Annotated in this window: 15 protein-coding genes, 1 tRNA gene and 1 pseudogene; 14 read left to right on the forward strand and 3 right to left on the reverse strand. The window is 60.9% G+C overall.

Annotated features, from left to right (window positions below; genetic code table 11):
* The first annotated feature begins 1 nt into the window (after nucleotide 1).
* From PG898_RS00950 to galE, 13 genes are all read left to right on the forward strand, one after another.
* Nucleotides 2-430, forward strand: coding sequence for a nuclear transport factor 2 family protein (locus PG898_RS00950; protein WP_042650340.1), 429 nt, complete (start codon nucleotides 2-4; stop codon nucleotides 428-430).
* The gene (locus tag PG898_RS00955; protein WP_043130858.1) at nucleotides 427-1,161 is read left to right on the forward strand and encodes an SDR family NAD(P)-dependent oxidoreductase; all 735 of its coding nucleotides are present in this window, start codon (nucleotides 427-429) and stop codon (nucleotides 1,159-1,161) included. The genes PG898_RS00950 and PG898_RS00955 overlap by 4 nt, the downstream gene beginning before the upstream one ends.
* On the forward strand, nucleotides 1,158-2,417 hold the full coding sequence (locus tag PG898_RS00960) for an NAD(P)/FAD-dependent oxidoreductase (RefSeq protein WP_161507483.1): 1,260 nt from the start codon (nucleotides 1,158-1,160) through the stop codon (nucleotides 2,415-2,417). The genes PG898_RS00955 and PG898_RS00960 overlap by 4 nt, the downstream gene beginning before the upstream one ends.
* On the forward strand, nucleotides 2,414-3,160 hold the full coding sequence (locus PG898_RS00965; protein ID WP_161507482.1) for a DUF1365 domain-containing protein: 747 nt from the start codon (nucleotides 2,414-2,416) through the stop codon (nucleotides 3,158-3,160). Before PG898_RS00960 ends, PG898_RS00965 begins: the two co-directional genes overlap by 4 nt.
* Before the next feature lie 109 nt (nucleotides 3,161-3,269).
* Entirely contained in the window at nucleotides 3,270-4,526 is a 1,257-nt protein-coding gene (locus PG898_RS00970; RefSeq protein WP_042650336.1) for an SAM-dependent methyltransferase, read from the forward strand.
* A gap of 2 nt (nucleotides 4,527-4,528) precedes the next feature.
* Entirely contained in the window at nucleotides 4,529-5,008 is a 480-nt protein-coding gene (locus PG898_RS00975; RefSeq protein WP_270823321.1) for a DUF2878 domain-containing protein, read from the forward strand.
* Nucleotides 5,005-5,223, forward strand: coding sequence for a TIGR02450 family Trp-rich protein (locus PG898_RS00980; protein WP_005332522.1), 219 nt, complete (start codon nucleotides 5,005-5,007; stop codon nucleotides 5,221-5,223). Before PG898_RS00975 ends, PG898_RS00980 begins: the two co-directional genes overlap by 4 nt.
* Nucleotides 5,180-5,722 (forward strand): chalcone isomerase family protein, encoded by a 543-nt coding sequence (locus PG898_RS00985; RefSeq protein ID WP_270823322.1) that lies wholly within the window; start codon nucleotides 5,180-5,182, stop codon nucleotides 5,720-5,722. The genes PG898_RS00980 and PG898_RS00985 overlap by 44 nt, the downstream gene beginning before the upstream one ends.
* 14 nt (nucleotides 5,723-5,736) lie before the next feature.
* Entirely contained in the window at nucleotides 5,737-6,279 is a 543-nt protein-coding gene (locus PG898_RS00990; RefSeq protein ID WP_270823323.1) for a DUF3833 domain-containing protein, read from the forward strand.
* Nucleotides 6,280-6,409: 130 nt separating this feature from the next.
* A complete protein-coding gene (locus PG898_RS00995) occupies nucleotides 6,410-6,877 on the forward strand; it encodes a Dps family protein (RefSeq protein ID WP_041206289.1) in 468 nt (155 codons plus the stop codon).
* 246 nt (nucleotides 6,878-7,123) lie between these two features.
* Entirely contained in the window at nucleotides 7,124-8,773 is a 1,650-nt protein-coding gene (hcp, locus tag PG898_RS01000; RefSeq protein ID WP_041206287.1) for a hydroxylamine reductase, read from the forward strand.
* Nucleotides 8,774-8,866: 93 nt separating this feature from the next.
* Entirely contained in the window at nucleotides 8,867-9,874 is a 1,008-nt protein-coding gene (locus PG898_RS01005) for a hybrid-cluster NAD(P)-dependent oxidoreductase (RefSeq protein WP_270823325.1), read from the forward strand.
* Between the two features lie 85 nt (nucleotides 9,875-9,959).
* Nucleotides 9,960-10,973, forward strand: coding sequence for a UDP-glucose 4-epimerase GalE (gene galE, locus PG898_RS01010; RefSeq protein WP_270823326.1), 1,014 nt, complete (start codon nucleotides 9,960-9,962; stop codon nucleotides 10,971-10,973).
* Nucleotides 10,974-11,045: 72 nt separating this feature from the next.
* Here the strand turns inward: galE and PG898_RS01015 are convergent, their stop codons facing one another.
* Nucleotides 11,046-11,795, reverse strand: a complete 750-nt coding sequence (locus tag PG898_RS01015) for a DsbA family protein (RefSeq protein WP_270823327.1) — start codon at nucleotides 11,793-11,795, stop codon at nucleotides 11,046-11,048.
* Between the two features lie 198 nt (nucleotides 11,796-11,993).
* On the opposite strand from PG898_RS01015, the gene PG898_RS01020 reads away from it, so the two are divergent.
* Nucleotides 11,994-12,081 (forward strand) — tRNA-Ser (locus PG898_RS01020).
* Nucleotides 12,082-12,124: 43 nt separating this feature from the next.
* On the opposite strand, the pseudogene PG898_RS01025 reads toward PG898_RS01020, so the two are convergent.
* Together PG898_RS01025 and PG898_RS01030 are read right to left on the reverse strand one after the other, a co-directional pair.
* Nucleotides 12,125-12,746 (reverse strand): annotated as a pseudogene (locus PG898_RS01025) (transposase); the annotation flags it as partial.
* Between the two features lie 362 nt (nucleotides 12,747-13,108).
* Complete coding sequence (locus PG898_RS01030) at nucleotides 13,109-13,804, reverse strand: family 16 glycosylhydrolase (protein WP_270823328.1); 696 nt, start codon at nucleotides 13,802-13,804, stop codon at nucleotides 13,109-13,111.
* Nucleotides 13,805-13,843 lie beyond the last annotated feature (39 nt).

Raw genomic sequence — 13,843 nt, forward strand, 5'->3', positions numbered from 1 at the left:
CATGAACGACGCGCTGGCCCATTTCATCGTGCTTTATCTGCAACTGGACAAGCATCAGTTGCACCGTCTGCCTGAGATCTATGCCGATCAGGTGGTGTTTATCGATCCGGCCCACCGCATCGAGGGGCTGGCCGCGCTCACCCGCTATTTTTCCTCTCTCTATGAGCGGCTCAAGGAGTGCAGGTTCGAGATCACCAGCCAGCAGTTGCAGGGCAATGAGGCCTGGCTCGGCTGGGTCATGACCTTCGTACATCCCCGGATTGCCGGTGGGCGGCCGGTGCGGGTGGAGGGGGCCACCCGGTTGCAGTTTGATGCCTGGGGCAAGGTCTGCCTGCACCGGGATTACTTCGATCTCGGCGCCATGCTCTACGAACAGTTGCCGCTGCTGGGCCCCGTGGTGCGCGCCATCAAGGGGAGGCTGGGCACATGAGCGGGCGGGTACTGATCACCGGGGCCACCTCCGGCATAGGTCGCCAGCTGGCGCTCGATTACCGGCGCTCTGGCTGGCAGGTGTGGGGTTGTGGCCGCGATGGTGAACGGCTGCAGGCATTGGCCGATGAAGGGATCATTCCCCTGCAGTTCGATGGACGGGACAGCGCCGCCATGGCCGTGATTGCCGCCGATCTGCCCGCGCTGGATCTGCTGATCCTCAACGCCGGCAACTGCGAATACATGGATCTGGTCGAGGGATTTGACGGTGCCCTCTTTGCCCGGGTCATCGAGACCAACCTCATCGCCACCGGCCACGCCCTGGCCGCCTTCCTGCCGCGGCTGGTGTCCGGGTCGCGGCTCGCCATCGTCGGCTCCTCGGTGAGCTGGTTACCGCTGCCAAGGGCCGAGGCCTATGGCGCCTCCAAGGCGGCCCTCGACTATCTGGCCGCCACCCTGCGCCTCGATCTCGCGACCCGGGGCATAGGGGTGACCCTGATCCGTCCGGGTTTCGTGCAGACGCCGCTCACCGCGAAGAATGATTTTCCCATGCCTTGTCTGGTGACGGTGGAGGAGGCGTCCCGCGCCATCATGAGCGGGCTGGCCGCCGGTCGCCATCAGATCCACTTCCCCCGTCGCTTCATCTGGTTGCTGCGTCTGCTTGGCGCACTGCCGACGGGGCTTTGGTTGCGCCTCGGTCGCACCCTCATCTCGAAAGGATCCCCTTCATGAAGAAAAAGATCGCCATCATAGGTTCCGGGATCTCGGGACTCAGCGCCGGTTTTCTGCTCCACAAGCTGCACGACATCACCTTGTTCGAGGCGGCCCCCGTGCTCGGCGGACATACCGCCACAGTGGATGTCAGCCTGGCCGGTCGCAGCTATGCCATCGACACCGGCTTTATCGTGTTCAACGATCGCACCTACCCGAATTTCCTGAAATTGCTGGAGCGGATCGGGGTGGCGCGCCAGCCCACCGAGATGAGCTTCTCGGTCAAGAGCCCCCAGGGGTTGGAGTACAACGGCCACAACCTGGACACCCTGTTTGCCCAACGCAGCAACCTGCTGAGCCCGCGCTTCTACCGTTTCGTGGCCGAGATCCTGCGTTTCAACCGGGAGGCCCGCGCCTGGCTGGCGGACCGCGGGCGCCGCGGGGATGGCCGCGAACCTACCTTGGGGGATTTTCTGCTGCTGGGGGAGTTCAGCGATTACTTCGCCCGCCACTACATCCTGCCCATGGGGGCGGCTATCTGGTCTTCCACCCTGGCTGACATGCGCGCCTTTCCGCTGGGTTTCTTCCTGCGTTTCTTTGCCAACCACGGCCTGCTCGATGTGGCCAACCGCCCTCAGTGGTACGTCATTCCGGGCGGCTCGCGGGAATACCTGGGTCCCCTCACGTCGGGCTGGATGTCGCGGATCCGGCTGGCCTGTCCGGTACTGGCGATCCGGCGCTCGGCCGAGGGGGTGCTTGTCCAGAGCGGCTATGGGGAGGAGCGCTTTGACGAGGTGATCCTCGCCTGTCACAGCGATCAGGCGCTTGCCCTGTTGGCGGATGCAAGCGAGCGGGAGCAGGCCATTCTCGGCGCCATGGCCTATCAGGCCAACGATGTCTGGTTGCACACCGATGTGAACTGCCTGCCGGCCCGGCCAAAAGCCTGGGCCAGCTGGAACTATCAGCTCGGGGATGACGACGAGGCGCGCCCCCTGGTGAGCTACAACATGAACATCCTGCAGGGGATTAGCTCGCCGCAACCCTTCTGCGTCAGCCTCAACCCCCAGGGCCGGGTGGACGAAAGCAAGGTGCTGCGCCGCTTCGTCTACCACCATCCTGTCTTCAATCAGGCCTCCATCGCCGCTCAGCAGCGGCGAGCCGAGATCTGCGGCCGGCAGCACACCCATTTCTGCGGCGCTTACTGGTACAACGGCTTTCACGAGGACGGGGTGCGCAGCGCCCTGGATGTGGCCAGTCGCTTCGGAGCCAACCTATGAAGGCCGCCGGCGACACCATCAGCGCCATCTGGCAGGGTTCGGTGCGCCACCGCCGCTTTGCGCCGCGCAACCACGCCTTCTCCTACGACCTCTTCATGCTGGGGCTGGATCTGGACGAGCTGCCGAGCCTCAGCCAGGGGCGCTGGTTCGGAGTGGAGCGGGCCGGGTTGCTCTCCTTTCATCGCAATGACTATCTCAAAGGCAGCGAAGGGAGCCTCAAGCTGGCGGTGTGGGACAAGGTGACTGCCCTTGGCGGCGACGCCGAGCCGGGCGGTCGGGTGCTGTTGCTCGGCAATGTGCGCTGCCTGGGGTTCTACTTCAGCCCGGTCAACTTCTACTTCTGCTACCGGGAGGAGGAGGCGCGTTACCTGCTGGCGGAGGTGTCGAACACCCCCTGGAACGAGCGTCACTACTACCTGCTGGATCTGGCGGCCCTGGCACCCCACGACAAGGACTTTCACGTCTCCCCCTTCATGGGGCTGGCCATGCGTTACCACTGGCGCATTCGCCCGCCCGAAGAGGAGACGCTGATCCATATCGAGAGTCATCCCAGGTCAGGCGAGGCCAAGCTGTTCGATGCCACCCTGGCGCTGCGTCGCGAACCGCTGTCGCGCCAGGGGCTGGTGGCCCTGCTTGCCCGCTGGCCCTGGATGACCCTCAAGGTGCTGCTCGGTATCTACTGGCAGGCCTTGCGTCTTTTTATCAAACGCACCCCCATCTTCAGCCACCCGGAGAGCCGCTGATGAAGCCGACATTCTCGCGTATTTCAGCTTCCAGTCGTTGTCCGCAACCCATGATGCGGGTTTGTATCAAACGAACCTCTTTTATCTTCATCCATCCGGAGAGCCGCTAATGGAACTTGCTCAATCAACCCTCTCTGCCTCTTTCATCGACAAGGGGGCCAGGCAACTGCTGCTCACTCTGCTGGGACGTCTCGAACAGGGTCAACTGCTGCTGCGTGACGGCAGCGAGCGTCACAGCTTCGGGGTGGCGGGCACCGATCTCCATGCCGAGGTGATAGTGCAGGATCCTGCCTTCTATCGTCGTCTGCTGCTGGGAGGCAGCATAGCCGCCGGTGAGACCTGGGTGGAAGGACTCTGGACCAGCCCGGATCCGGTGGCCCTGGTGCGGCTGCTGGCCCGCAACCTGACGCTGCTCGACACCCTGGAGCGGCGGCTCGGCTGGCTCAGCTTCCCCTTCAACAAGGTGCGTCACTGGCTCAATCGAAATACCCTGACCGGGTCGAGATCCAATATCGCCGCCCACTATGATCTCGGCAATACCCTCTATCAGGGCTTTCTCGACAGCCACATGCAGTACTCGAGCGCCATCTACCCGAGCGCCGAGGCCAGCCTGGAGCAGGGGCAGCAGGCCAAGCTGCGCACCATCTGCGAGCGGCTCGAGCTGGGACCGGAGGATCACCTGCTGGAGATAGGCACCGGCTGGGGCGGCCTGGCCGTCTATGCCGCCCGTCACTACGGCTGCCGGGTGACCACCACCACCATCTCCCAGGCCCAGCACGACTATGCGAAGGCGTGGATTGCGCGGGAGGGGCTGGAGGATCGTATCACATTGCTGCTGGAGGATTACCGCAAGCTGGAGGGGAGCTTCGACAAGCTGGTTTCCATCGAGATGATAGAGGCGGTGGGGCACGCCTTCCTGCCGGACTACTTCCGCCAGCTGTCACGCCTGCTCAGACCCGGTGGTCGTCTGCTCATTCAGGCCATCACCATCGCCGATCAGCGCCATGCCCAGTATGTGCGCGGGGTCGATTTCATCCAGCGCTACATCTTCCCCGGCGGCTGTCTGCCGAGCGTCTCCCAGATGGCGGGACTGCTCGCCCGGGAGACCGACATGCAACTGGTGCGGCTGCACGATCACGGCCACCACTATGCCCGCACCCTGGCCCACTGGTGCGAACGCTTCCTGGCGCTGGCCCCCGAGCTGCCAAGGCTCGGCTACAGCCAGGATTTCATCCGGCTGTGGCACTTCTATTTTGCCTATTGCGAGGGGGGCTTCTGGGAGCGGGCCATCAGCCTGGTGCAGCTGGAGGCGGCCAAGCCGGGCCCGCTCGGCTGGTCCGGTGATCTGCCAGTGAGCGGTCACTGACCATGTGGCAGTGGGCCCACCTGCTGGGGTTCAACCTCTACTGGTTGCTGGCGGTGAAATGGCAGCAACCTGGCCCGCTGCTGCTGATGCTGTTGCTTCATTTCCTCTTCTCTCCTCGTCGCCGGCAAGACTGGCGGCTCATTCCCGTTGCCCTGGTAGGTTGTTTGCTCGACATCCTGCTCTGGCGGCTCGGCCTGTTCCAGTTTCCGGCCGGTTTCCCGCTCTGGCTGTTGCTGCTCTGGTGCGGTTTTGCCCTGACCCTCTCCCACGGTTTACGCTGGCTTCGGCCATTGCCCCGCTGGCAGCAGGCGCTGTTTGGCATGGTGGGGGGCGCGAGCTCCTATGTGGTGGGTGCTGCCATGGGGGCCGTACACTTACCCTGGGGCATCTGGATCAGCACGGTGCTGCTGGCGGTGATCTGGATGGGGTGGTTACCCGTACTGCTGTGGGTAACGGTGACGCTGGAGGGTGAATCGAGATGAACACCTTTTCGACCGACGCCTTGTTGTTTTCCAAATGGACCAGGGATGGCCAGTGCGAGCTGGCAGAGCGTTTCTATCTGGTGGTTGCATGCCAACGCGATGCCCAGGGTCAACTGGCGAGCGTGGTGATGCAGGATATCAATACCCTGCAGGAACAGGAGATGGACTGGCATGAACTGGAAGACCCCGCCCATTGGCACATGGGGTGGAATTAGCACCTTGCTTGTGGCGCTGACGCTGCTTTTTGCCATTGCGGTACAGGCCTCTTCTGCCCCCTGGCAACAACTGCGCCCGGTCGGACAGGGGGAGATGAGCTGGCTCTGGTTCAAGCTCTATGACGCCACTCTCTACAGCGCGAGCGGTCGCTACGAGCCTGGTCGCTACCCGCAGGCCCTCACCCTGACCTATGCCAGAGCCATAGACAGGGAAGATCTGCTGAGCGCTACCGCCGCCGAGTGGCTGCGCCTCGGCCTCGGCAGCGAAGGAGATCGCCAGCGCTGGCTCGGCCGGCTCGCCGCCCTCTGGCCCGACGTGGGGGCTGGGGACAGACTCACCTTCTATGTGGACAGTGCAGGAGCCGGCCACTTCTGGTGGCAGGACAAGGCCCTCGGTTCCCTCGCCGATCCGCAGTTTTCAGCCGCCTTTCTGGCCATCTGGCTTGCCGACAACAGTCGCGATCCCGCCCTTACCCGCCGCCTGCGCGGCCAACCCTGATACTGGAGTTCCTCATGACCTTCCATCGCACATGGCGTCTTCTGCTGCTGTGGCCACTGCTGTTGCTGACTGGTTGTGGCGCCAGCCTCGATGACTATAGAGGGCAGGGCCCGAACTGGGATCTCGCCCGTTTCTTCAATGGCAAACTGGTGGCCCACGGCCTGGTGACCGACCGTAGCGGCGAAGTGACCAGTCGCTTTCGGGTCGAGATGCAGGGGCGCTGGCGAGAGGGCAAGGGGGAGTTGTTCGAGGAGTTCTATTTCGATGACGGCCGCCAGCAGACCCGCACCTGGTTTTTGAGCAAGGGGGCGGATGGCCACTGGCGCGGCACCGCCTCGGACGTGGTGGGGGAGGCGGTCGGCAAGACTCAAGGCTTTGCCCTGAACTGGCGCTATCAACTCGATCTGGCTCTGCCGGACGGGGAGGTGGTGCGGGTGAGCTTCGATGACTGGATGTATCTGCTGGATGAAGATCGCCTGATCAATCGTGCCGCGATCAGCAAGTTCGGCATTCACCTCGGCGAGGTGATCCTCTATATCGAGCGGCTTGAGCGATGAGAGCGGGTGTTTTTCCTGCTGACGATAGCCATTCGCTATCAATGGACAAGGCAGAAGCAATTGTCCTTTGAGTCTGTGCGGGGATATGCTGACTCCGTTCCCGATAATGTTTACCACCTGGAGGTGAATGATGAAGAGCCCCATTGGTCTTGATACCGTTCAATCACAAGCCCTGGCCGCCGAGTTGAACAAGTTGCTGGCCAGCTACCAGATCCTCTACATGAACGTCCGTGGCTTCCACTGGAACATCCGCGGCAACCAGTTCTTCGAGCTTCACCTGAAATTCGAGGAGATCTACAACGATCTGCTGTTGAAAGTCGATGCCCTGGCCGAGCGCATCCTCACCCTGGATGGGGTGCCCCTGCACAGCTTCAGCGACTACATCAAGGTCTCCGCCATCCCCGAGCAGAAGGGGCTGCACGACGGTCGCGCCTGTGTCGAGTCCCTGCTGGAGAGTTTCCGCGAGCTGCTGGTGGCTCAGCGCCGTATCCTGGGCCAGGCCGCCGACGCGGGTGACGAGGGTACCGCCTCGATCCTCTCCGACTATGTGCAGCAGCAGGAAAAACTGGTCTGGATGCTGCGCGCCTACCTGGCTTGATAGAGTGCAGGGCCGGATGCCCCTGACCAGGCGCCGGTCCGACCGTTCCGTTGTCCCTTGTTGTTGCAAACCTGAGTTGTCTTTGATGTTATCCACCCGCTTGCCGCCCTGTTTGGGCGGCTTTTTTGTTTTTGATCTGCATCAATGAAACCTTAATTGGTAAATTGAATGCCTATTAAGTTTTGAGTCGGGGGAATAGAATCGCCACAAAACAAGTAACTGAAATGTCCAATTAGGAGAGGCATGATGTTTTGTGTGCAATGTGAACAGACAATTCGTACCCCCGCAGGCAATGGCTGCGCGTATGCACAAGGTATGTGCGGCAAGACGGCCGAGACCTCGGATCTGCAGGATGTGCTGATTTATACGCTGCAAGGCCTCAGTGCCTGGGCACTGGCGGCCCGTGAGCACGACATCGTCGATGACGAGATCGATGCCTTCGTACCCAAGGCCTTCTTCGCCACCCTCACCAACGTCAACTTTGACTCCGCGCGCATCGTCGACTATGTCAACCAGGCGCTGGCCTATCGGCAGCAACTGGCCGATCGTCTGGCCGCGCTGGCGGTGCAGCTTGCCGAGCTGCCTGCCGCCGCCCGCTTCGAGCCGGGTGTCGAGCTGCTGGAACAGCTGGCCCATGCGCCTCAGACCGCGGTCAACCGCGGCAAGAGCGAAGTCAATGAAGACATCATGGGACTGCGCCTGCTCTGCCTCTACGGGCTCAAGGGGGCAGCCGCCTACATGGAGCACGCCCGGGTACTGGACCAGCAAGACAGCGCCGTGGCTGCCGAATTCCACCGCATCATGAGTTGGCTCGGCACGGATCCGAGCGATCTGGATCCCCTGTTCAAGTGCGCCATGGACATCGGCCTGCTCAACTTCAAGATCATGGAGATGCTGGATCTCGGTGAAACCACTGCCTTCGGCCACCCGGAACCGACTCAGGTGCGCGTCACCCCGGTGCCGGGCAAGTGCATCCTGGTCTCTGGCCACGACATGGTGGATCTCAAGCTGATCCTGGAACAGACCGCAGGCACCGGCATCAACGTCTACACCCACGGTGAGATGCTGCCGGCCCTGGCCTATCCCTTCTTCAAACAGTATCCGCACCTGGTGGGCAACTACGGTTCCGCGTGGCAGAACCAGCAGAAGGAGTTTGCGAACTTCCCGGGCGCCGTGGTGATGACCTCCAACTGCATCATCGACCCGAACGTGGGCAACTACTCGGATCGCATCTTCACCCGCTCCATCGTCGGCTGGCCTGGGGTGACCCATCTGGAAGGAGAAGACTTCTCTGCCGTTATCGCCAAGGCCCAGGCGCTGGAAGGCTTCAAGCACGTTGAGCTCGAGCATTTCATCACCATCGGCTTTGCTCGCAACGCCCTGATGCAGGCCGCCCCTGCGGTGATCGACAAGGTCAAGGCTGGCGAAATCAGCCACTTCTTCCTGGTGGGGGGCTGTGACGGCGACCGTGCCGAGCGCGCCTACTACACCGAGTTCGCCAAGGCGATCCCGCAGGATAGCCTGCTGCTCACCCTGGGCTGCGGCAAATACAAGTTCAACAAGCTCGACTTTGGCGATATCGGCGGCATCCCGCGTCTGCTGGACGTGGGCCAGTGCAACGACGCCTACTCCGCCATTCAACTGGCATTGGCGCTTTCCGAGGCGTTCGAGTGCGGTGTCAACGATCTGCCGCTGACCCTGGTGCTCTCCTGGTTTGAACAGAAGGCCATCGTGATCCTGCTCACCCTGCTGGCACTCGGCGTGAAGGACATTCGCACCGGCCCGACCGCTCCGGCCTTCCTCACCCCGGCCCTGCTCAAGGTGCTGGAGGAGCAGTTCGGTCTCAAGGGAACCACGACCGCAGAGGCGGATCTCGCCGAGATCCTGGCGGCCTGATCCGGGTTCAGCCCAAGATGTTGTAAGCCTTTGGCGAGCCCCCCGGCTCGCCTTTTTTTCACAAAGATGTCTTTCAAAAAGAGGAGCCTTGCGATGATCTCCACCTCTCTCACCTTGCGCTGCATTGGCCGTCGTGCGGACACTCACGACGTGACAAGTTGGCAGTTTGTCGCCACAGAGGGCACTCTGCCTGCCGTGCTGGCCGGCCAGTGTGTGACCCTGCACACCGAGATTGACGGCAAGCCCCAGTGCCGCGCCTATACCCTCTCTTCCAGCCCGCAGGATCCTTTCTGGCAAGTCACCATCAAGGACGTGGGGCTGGTCTCCCATCATCTGCACCAAACCTTGCAACTGGGGGACGAGATCCGGGTTGACGGCCCCTTCGGCGACTTCAATCTGGCGGTGCTCCCCTGCGAGCGGCCGCTGCTGCTCAGCGCCGGCTCCGGCATCACCCCCATGTGGGCCATGCTGCGGGACGAGCTGGCCAAACGGCCGGACGCAGATATCCGCTTCATCCACAGCGCCCGCTCGCCGGAGGATGTGATCTTCGCCGACGACCTGGCCGCACTGGCCGAGGCCCATGCGGGCGTGCGCCATGCGCTGGTATTGGAACAGGCGCCGGCGGCTTATCCCTGGGTTGGCCGGCTCACACCGGACATGCTGAGGGAATTGGCACCAGATCTGCTCGCGCGCCACGTCTATCTGTGCGGCCCGGCCCCTTACATGGCGGCGGTCTGCACCATGCTGGCGGAGCTGGGGCTGCCGGCGGAGCAATTGCATCAGGAGTCGTTCGGCCTGCCTGCTGGAACATCGAGCACGGCGCCAGTTGCAGCCGGCAGCGACCACTTCTGGCTGACCCTCAAAAAGAGCGGCAAGAAGGTGAAGATACTGCCGGGCCAAACCCTGCTGGCTGCGCTGGAGGGAGCGGGGGAGACCATGATGGCCGCCTGCCGCGCCGGTGTGTGCGGGGCCTGTCGCTGCACCACGGAAGGGGAGATCGAGCGTCAGAGCGTGATGACGCTGAGTGCGCAGGATCTGGAGCGCGGCGTCGCGCTGGCCTGCTCTTGCACCATCAGAGGGGATGTCAGCGTCGATTACTGAGGGGCGTCATTGGTATCCCGAGCTTTTCCCGAGCGGGTCGTGCGGGTAGACTCTGACCCAGTTTCAGCAAAGCACGGGATAAAAAATGACAATTCTGGTTACGGGCGGTGCCGGCTATATCGGCTCCCACACCTTGGTTGAGCTGCTGGGTACCGGGCAGCAGGTGGTAGTACTGGACAACCTCTCCAACTCTTCCCCCGAATCTCTCAAGCGGGTCGAACGGATCACAGGCAAGCCGGTCACCTTCGTCAAGGGGGACATTCTGGACAGGGCATGCCTAGAGCGGCTGTTTGCCGAGTACAGGATCGAATCCGTGATCCACTTCGCCGGTCTCAAGGCGGTCGGGGAGTCCGCCCAGATCCCGCTCACCTACTACCAGAACAACGTGACCGGTACCCTGGTGCTGTGCGAGGAGATGGCAAAAGCCGGCGTGTTCCGCCTAGTGTTCAGCTCCTCGGCGACCGTATATGGCGATCCCGCTTCGGTGCCCTTGCGGGAAGATTTCCCCACCGGTGCCACCAACCCCTATGGTCGCTCCAAGCTGATGGTGGAAGAGATTCTGCGGGATCTTGCCAAGTCCGATCCCCGCTGGGCCATCGTGTTGTTGCGCTACTTCAACCCGGTCGGTGCCCACGAGAGTGGCCTCATTGGCGAAGATCCCAACGGCATTCCCAACAACCTGCTGCCCTACATCAGCCAGGTCGGTGTCGGCAAGCTCAAGGAACTGGGGGTGTTTGGCAACGACTACCCGACGCCGGACGGCACCGGCGTGCGCGACTACATCCACGTGGTGGATCTCGCCATCGGTCACCTCAAGGCGCTGGCACGCATCGAGGGCGACACCGGGGTCTTTACCTACAACCTGGGCACCGGTCAGGGCTACTCGGTACTGGAGATGGTCAAGGCATTCGAAGCCGCCAGCGGCCGCCCCATTCCCTACCAGATCAAGCCCCGTCGCCCAGGCGACATCGCCGAGTGCTGGGCCGAACCCACCCTGGCCCGGGACGAGCTGGGCTGGCAGGCCGAGCGGGGCCTGGAGCAGATGATGGTCGACACCTGGCGCTGGCAAAGCCATAACCCGAACGGCTATCAGGCCTGAGGGTGTGAAGCCTGAATAGCAAAACGCCCCGGCATCGCATGCCGGGGCGTTTTTTTGTGGGCGAAGAGCGGGTTACTGAATGCTCTTGCCAGCCCGCACATCCTTGACGATGGCCTTCAGGCTCGCCAGATCCCGTGGCGCACCGCGCAGGATCTGGTCGCCGATGATGAACCCCGGGGTCCCCGAGATGCTCATGGCCTCGGCCAGGGCACGGTTGGTACCAAGGTTCTGATCGATGCTGCCATCCTTGATCTTGGCCTCGACGTTGCTCCAGTCCACCCCGGCGGACTTGGCGATGGCTTGCACCTGGGCCTCGTCGGCCAGCGACCCTTGATGGGCGTACAGCTTGTCGTGGAAGGCCTGGAACTTGTCGGGCTGGCCGAGCTGCACCGCCAACGCCGCGCGGGCGGCGTAGTAGGAAGTCTCGCTCAGGATGGGGAACTGCTTGTAGATGTAGCGGATGTCCTTGTCTTCATCGAGCAACTGTTGGACGAGGGGATGAGCACGCTTGCAGTAGCCGCAGTTGTAGTCGAAGAACTCGACCACGGTCAGGCTGCCCTTGGGGTTGCCACTCTCGGGATCCTTGTTGGCGAAGAGCTGCTTGGCATGGGCCTCGATCAGCGTCTTGTCATTCTCGGCCTGCTGGCTCTCCTGTTTGGCGCGCAGGGCATTGGACATCTCGACCAATATTTCCGGATTCTTGACCAGATAGTCGCGCACGATCTGCTCGACATCGCTCTTGGTCAGCTCGCTCGCCTGCACAGGCGCCGCAAGCAGGGTCGCGCCGGTCAGGGCGGCGAACAGGGCATGTGTGATTTTCATAAGTCCATCTTGCTGGGAATACCGTAGTGGTCACTATAGTGGGTGAGTCTGTTTTCAAGTCAAGCCATCCGGTGGAAAAAGCACGGTTGGGGTGGCGTTTGCGGGGTTTGTTGGCCATTTAGCCCAATAAATCGGCAAACGAACAGGGTGGGGATTTACAAGGGGGATCGTCATGGGTAATATGCGTCGCACTGCTGCGGAGGGGTGGCAGAGCGGCTGAATGCACCGGTCTTGAAAACCGGCGATGGGTGACCATCCGTGGGTTCAAATCCCACCTCCTCCGCCATATATACGGCCCATCTCATTGATTGAGGTGGGCTTTTTTGTATCTGTGATTTTTGGTATGCCAGTGAGTGTGTCATTGGGTGTCCCTTTATCCATAGTCCCGCGTACTTGCGAGGTGGGATACGGGCTGTCGCCCCTTTACGCGAGCTAAGCTGATGGCTGGCTTTGCTGTCTAGACACCATCCGCATAAGCACGCCCCAGCTTGCTCCGCAGCGGATTGAGCAAGGTTGGCAGCACCTCGCATCATGGACATTTTCCAACGACACTTTCGCCGTCACCAAATTCCTTCAGGCTGGTCGAATCGATAACCAAGTCACTGATGCGTCCTTAGAGGGCTGTCGATAGGCTACCTGCACCGCGCGGGCACGCTTGCTGACACAGCTATAGTCCGGCACGCACAACGGTACATTCATCAACTCGAAAAAAAGGGGGGCGAATAAATCCTTTTCAGCCCACAGAGTGAGGCTGAAAATCCCCTTGAGTATCAGGAAGGTAGAGATGGTCTGGTCAGTGCAAAGCAGGCCATGGTCCCGTCGCCCGTGATGGTTATGGTGAAACCAGTTGTTCATGATTTCGACATCAATCCGGAAGGTGAGTGAGCCACGGTTAATCAGAGACTTGTTGTATTGAGGCCAATTGGTGATGGGGTGAAGCGATGTGCCCATGATGCAGACTTGAAGGGGATGGTGGTGATCAGATAGCCACTCCCTCAGTTAGTTCCAGTCAAGCAGCATCGATTTGGGCAACAACGCCGCCATGAGAAAGGCTTGTATGCTTGTATGGTAGCTAAAAATGGTTCCTAAGAAACTGAGCGGAAAATGAGCAGAAACTGAATTTTCGGTTGAATCAGGCATGTATCAAGCCCAATAAATTGGATTTATTGGGCTTTTTATTTTTTGCATTGCATTCAGTATGCTACGTGGTGTTCCATTGCGTGTTGGCTGGCAGGTTATTTAGCTGAACTGCTTTGAGCACCTAGCAATACTTGTCTTCATTTTGTTTTAACGCTGTATACCTTAGTTAACCATCATTCCCAGGGAGTCACATTGGCGTACTTGTACTTGGCGTAGACGGGCTGGCCGTTGTAGGAGCTGGGCGGGAAGCTTGGGTTGGCGCTGATCCAGTTATTCACAAACGTCTGCATCCTGCTGGTGACGGGACGACTCTCGCGACGCACGCTCACCCATTTGTTCTGGGTGCGGCTGAATACCTGCCAGGTGATACCCGCCTCGTCGATGTTGAAGGCGTAGCGCTCCATGTTCCAGATGGACATGCCGTACTTGCCCAGATCTATGTCTTGGGGATACTGGCGCCCCTGGATCCAGACGTTGGTATGGAGCAGGTTGGTGCCCCCCATCAGCTCGATGTCGACTTCATAGTGAGAGCTGGTGCCTGCATCTCCGGTATAGGTAAAGAAGGAGCTGATGGTGCCGGGCACCGATCCTGCCTGCATCTGCACCTCATAACGACCCTTGCGGGTGTAGTTGTAGGTTCGCAGCTCAGCGCAGCTCTTGTTTCCTTTGTCGGATTTCGCATGGAGGATGGCCGTGCCGGACTCCATCCAGACGTTGGCGGCGCGCCAGGTACAGTCGAATTCTGACCCGCCATTGCGCCAACCATCAGAGACCTGCCAATCCTGATTGCTCCACCACCATGCCGATGCCTGAGTGGAATATAATACTCCCGCCATCAGCAATACTGACATCAGTCCAAGTTTACGCATATTATCCACATTCCTGTGTGTTTATTAATGAGTGTTTAT

The organism is Aeromonas sp. QDB31 (assembly GCF_027707605.1).
Lineage (GTDB): Bacteria > Pseudomonadota > Gammaproteobacteria > Enterobacterales > Aeromonadaceae > Aeromonas > Aeromonas media.

Excerpts from the sequence above, each read along its gene's own strand:
- PG898_RS00965 (WP_161507482.1), top strand. The coding sequence starts at position 2,414 with ATGAAGGCCGCCGGCGACACCATCAGCGCCATCTGGCAGGGTTCGGTG.
- galE (WP_270823326.1), top strand. The coding sequence starts at position 9,960 with ATGACAATTCTGGTTACGGGCGGTGCCGGCTATATCGGCTCCCACACC.
- PG898_RS00990 (WP_270823323.1), top strand. The coding sequence starts at position 5,737 with ATGACCTTCCATCGCACATGGCGTCTTCTGCTGCTGTGGCCACTGCTG.
- PG898_RS01015 (WP_270823327.1), bottom strand. The coding sequence starts at position 11,795 with ATGAAAATCACACATGCCCTGTTCGCCGCCCTGACCGGCGCGACCCTG.
- PG898_RS00985 (WP_270823322.1), top strand. The coding sequence starts at position 5,180 with ATGAACTGGAAGACCCCGCCCATTGGCACATGGGGTGGAATTAGCACC.
- PG898_RS00950 (WP_042650340.1), top strand. The coding sequence starts at position 2 with ATGAACGACGCGCTGGCCCATTTCATCGTGCTTTATCTGCAACTGGAC.
- PG898_RS01030 (WP_270823328.1), bottom strand. The coding sequence starts at position 13,804 with ATGCGTAAACTTGGACTGATGTCAGTATTGCTGATGGCGGGAGTATTA.
- PG898_RS00995 (WP_041206289.1), top strand. The coding sequence starts at position 6,410 with ATGAAGAGCCCCATTGGTCTTGATACCGTTCAATCACAAGCCCTGGCC.
- hcp (WP_041206287.1), top strand. The coding sequence starts at position 7,124 with ATGTTTTGTGTGCAATGTGAACAGACAATTCGTACCCCCGCAGGCAAT.
- PG898_RS00960 (WP_161507483.1), top strand. The coding sequence starts at position 1,158 with ATGAAGAAAAAGATCGCCATCATAGGTTCCGGGATCTCGGGACTCAGC.
- PG898_RS00975 (WP_270823321.1), top strand. The coding sequence starts at position 4,529 with ATGTGGCAGTGGGCCCACCTGCTGGGGTTCAACCTCTACTGGTTGCTG.
- PG898_RS01005 (WP_270823325.1), top strand. The coding sequence starts at position 8,867 with ATGATCTCCACCTCTCTCACCTTGCGCTGCATTGGCCGTCGTGCGGAC.
- PG898_RS00970 (WP_042650336.1), top strand. The coding sequence starts at position 3,270 with ATGGAACTTGCTCAATCAACCCTCTCTGCCTCTTTCATCGACAAGGGG.
- PG898_RS00980 (WP_005332522.1), top strand. The coding sequence starts at position 5,005 with ATGAACACCTTTTCGACCGACGCCTTGTTGTTTTCCAAATGGACCAGG.
- PG898_RS00955 (WP_043130858.1), top strand. The coding sequence starts at position 427 with ATGAGCGGGCGGGTACTGATCACCGGGGCCACCTCCGGCATAGGTCGC.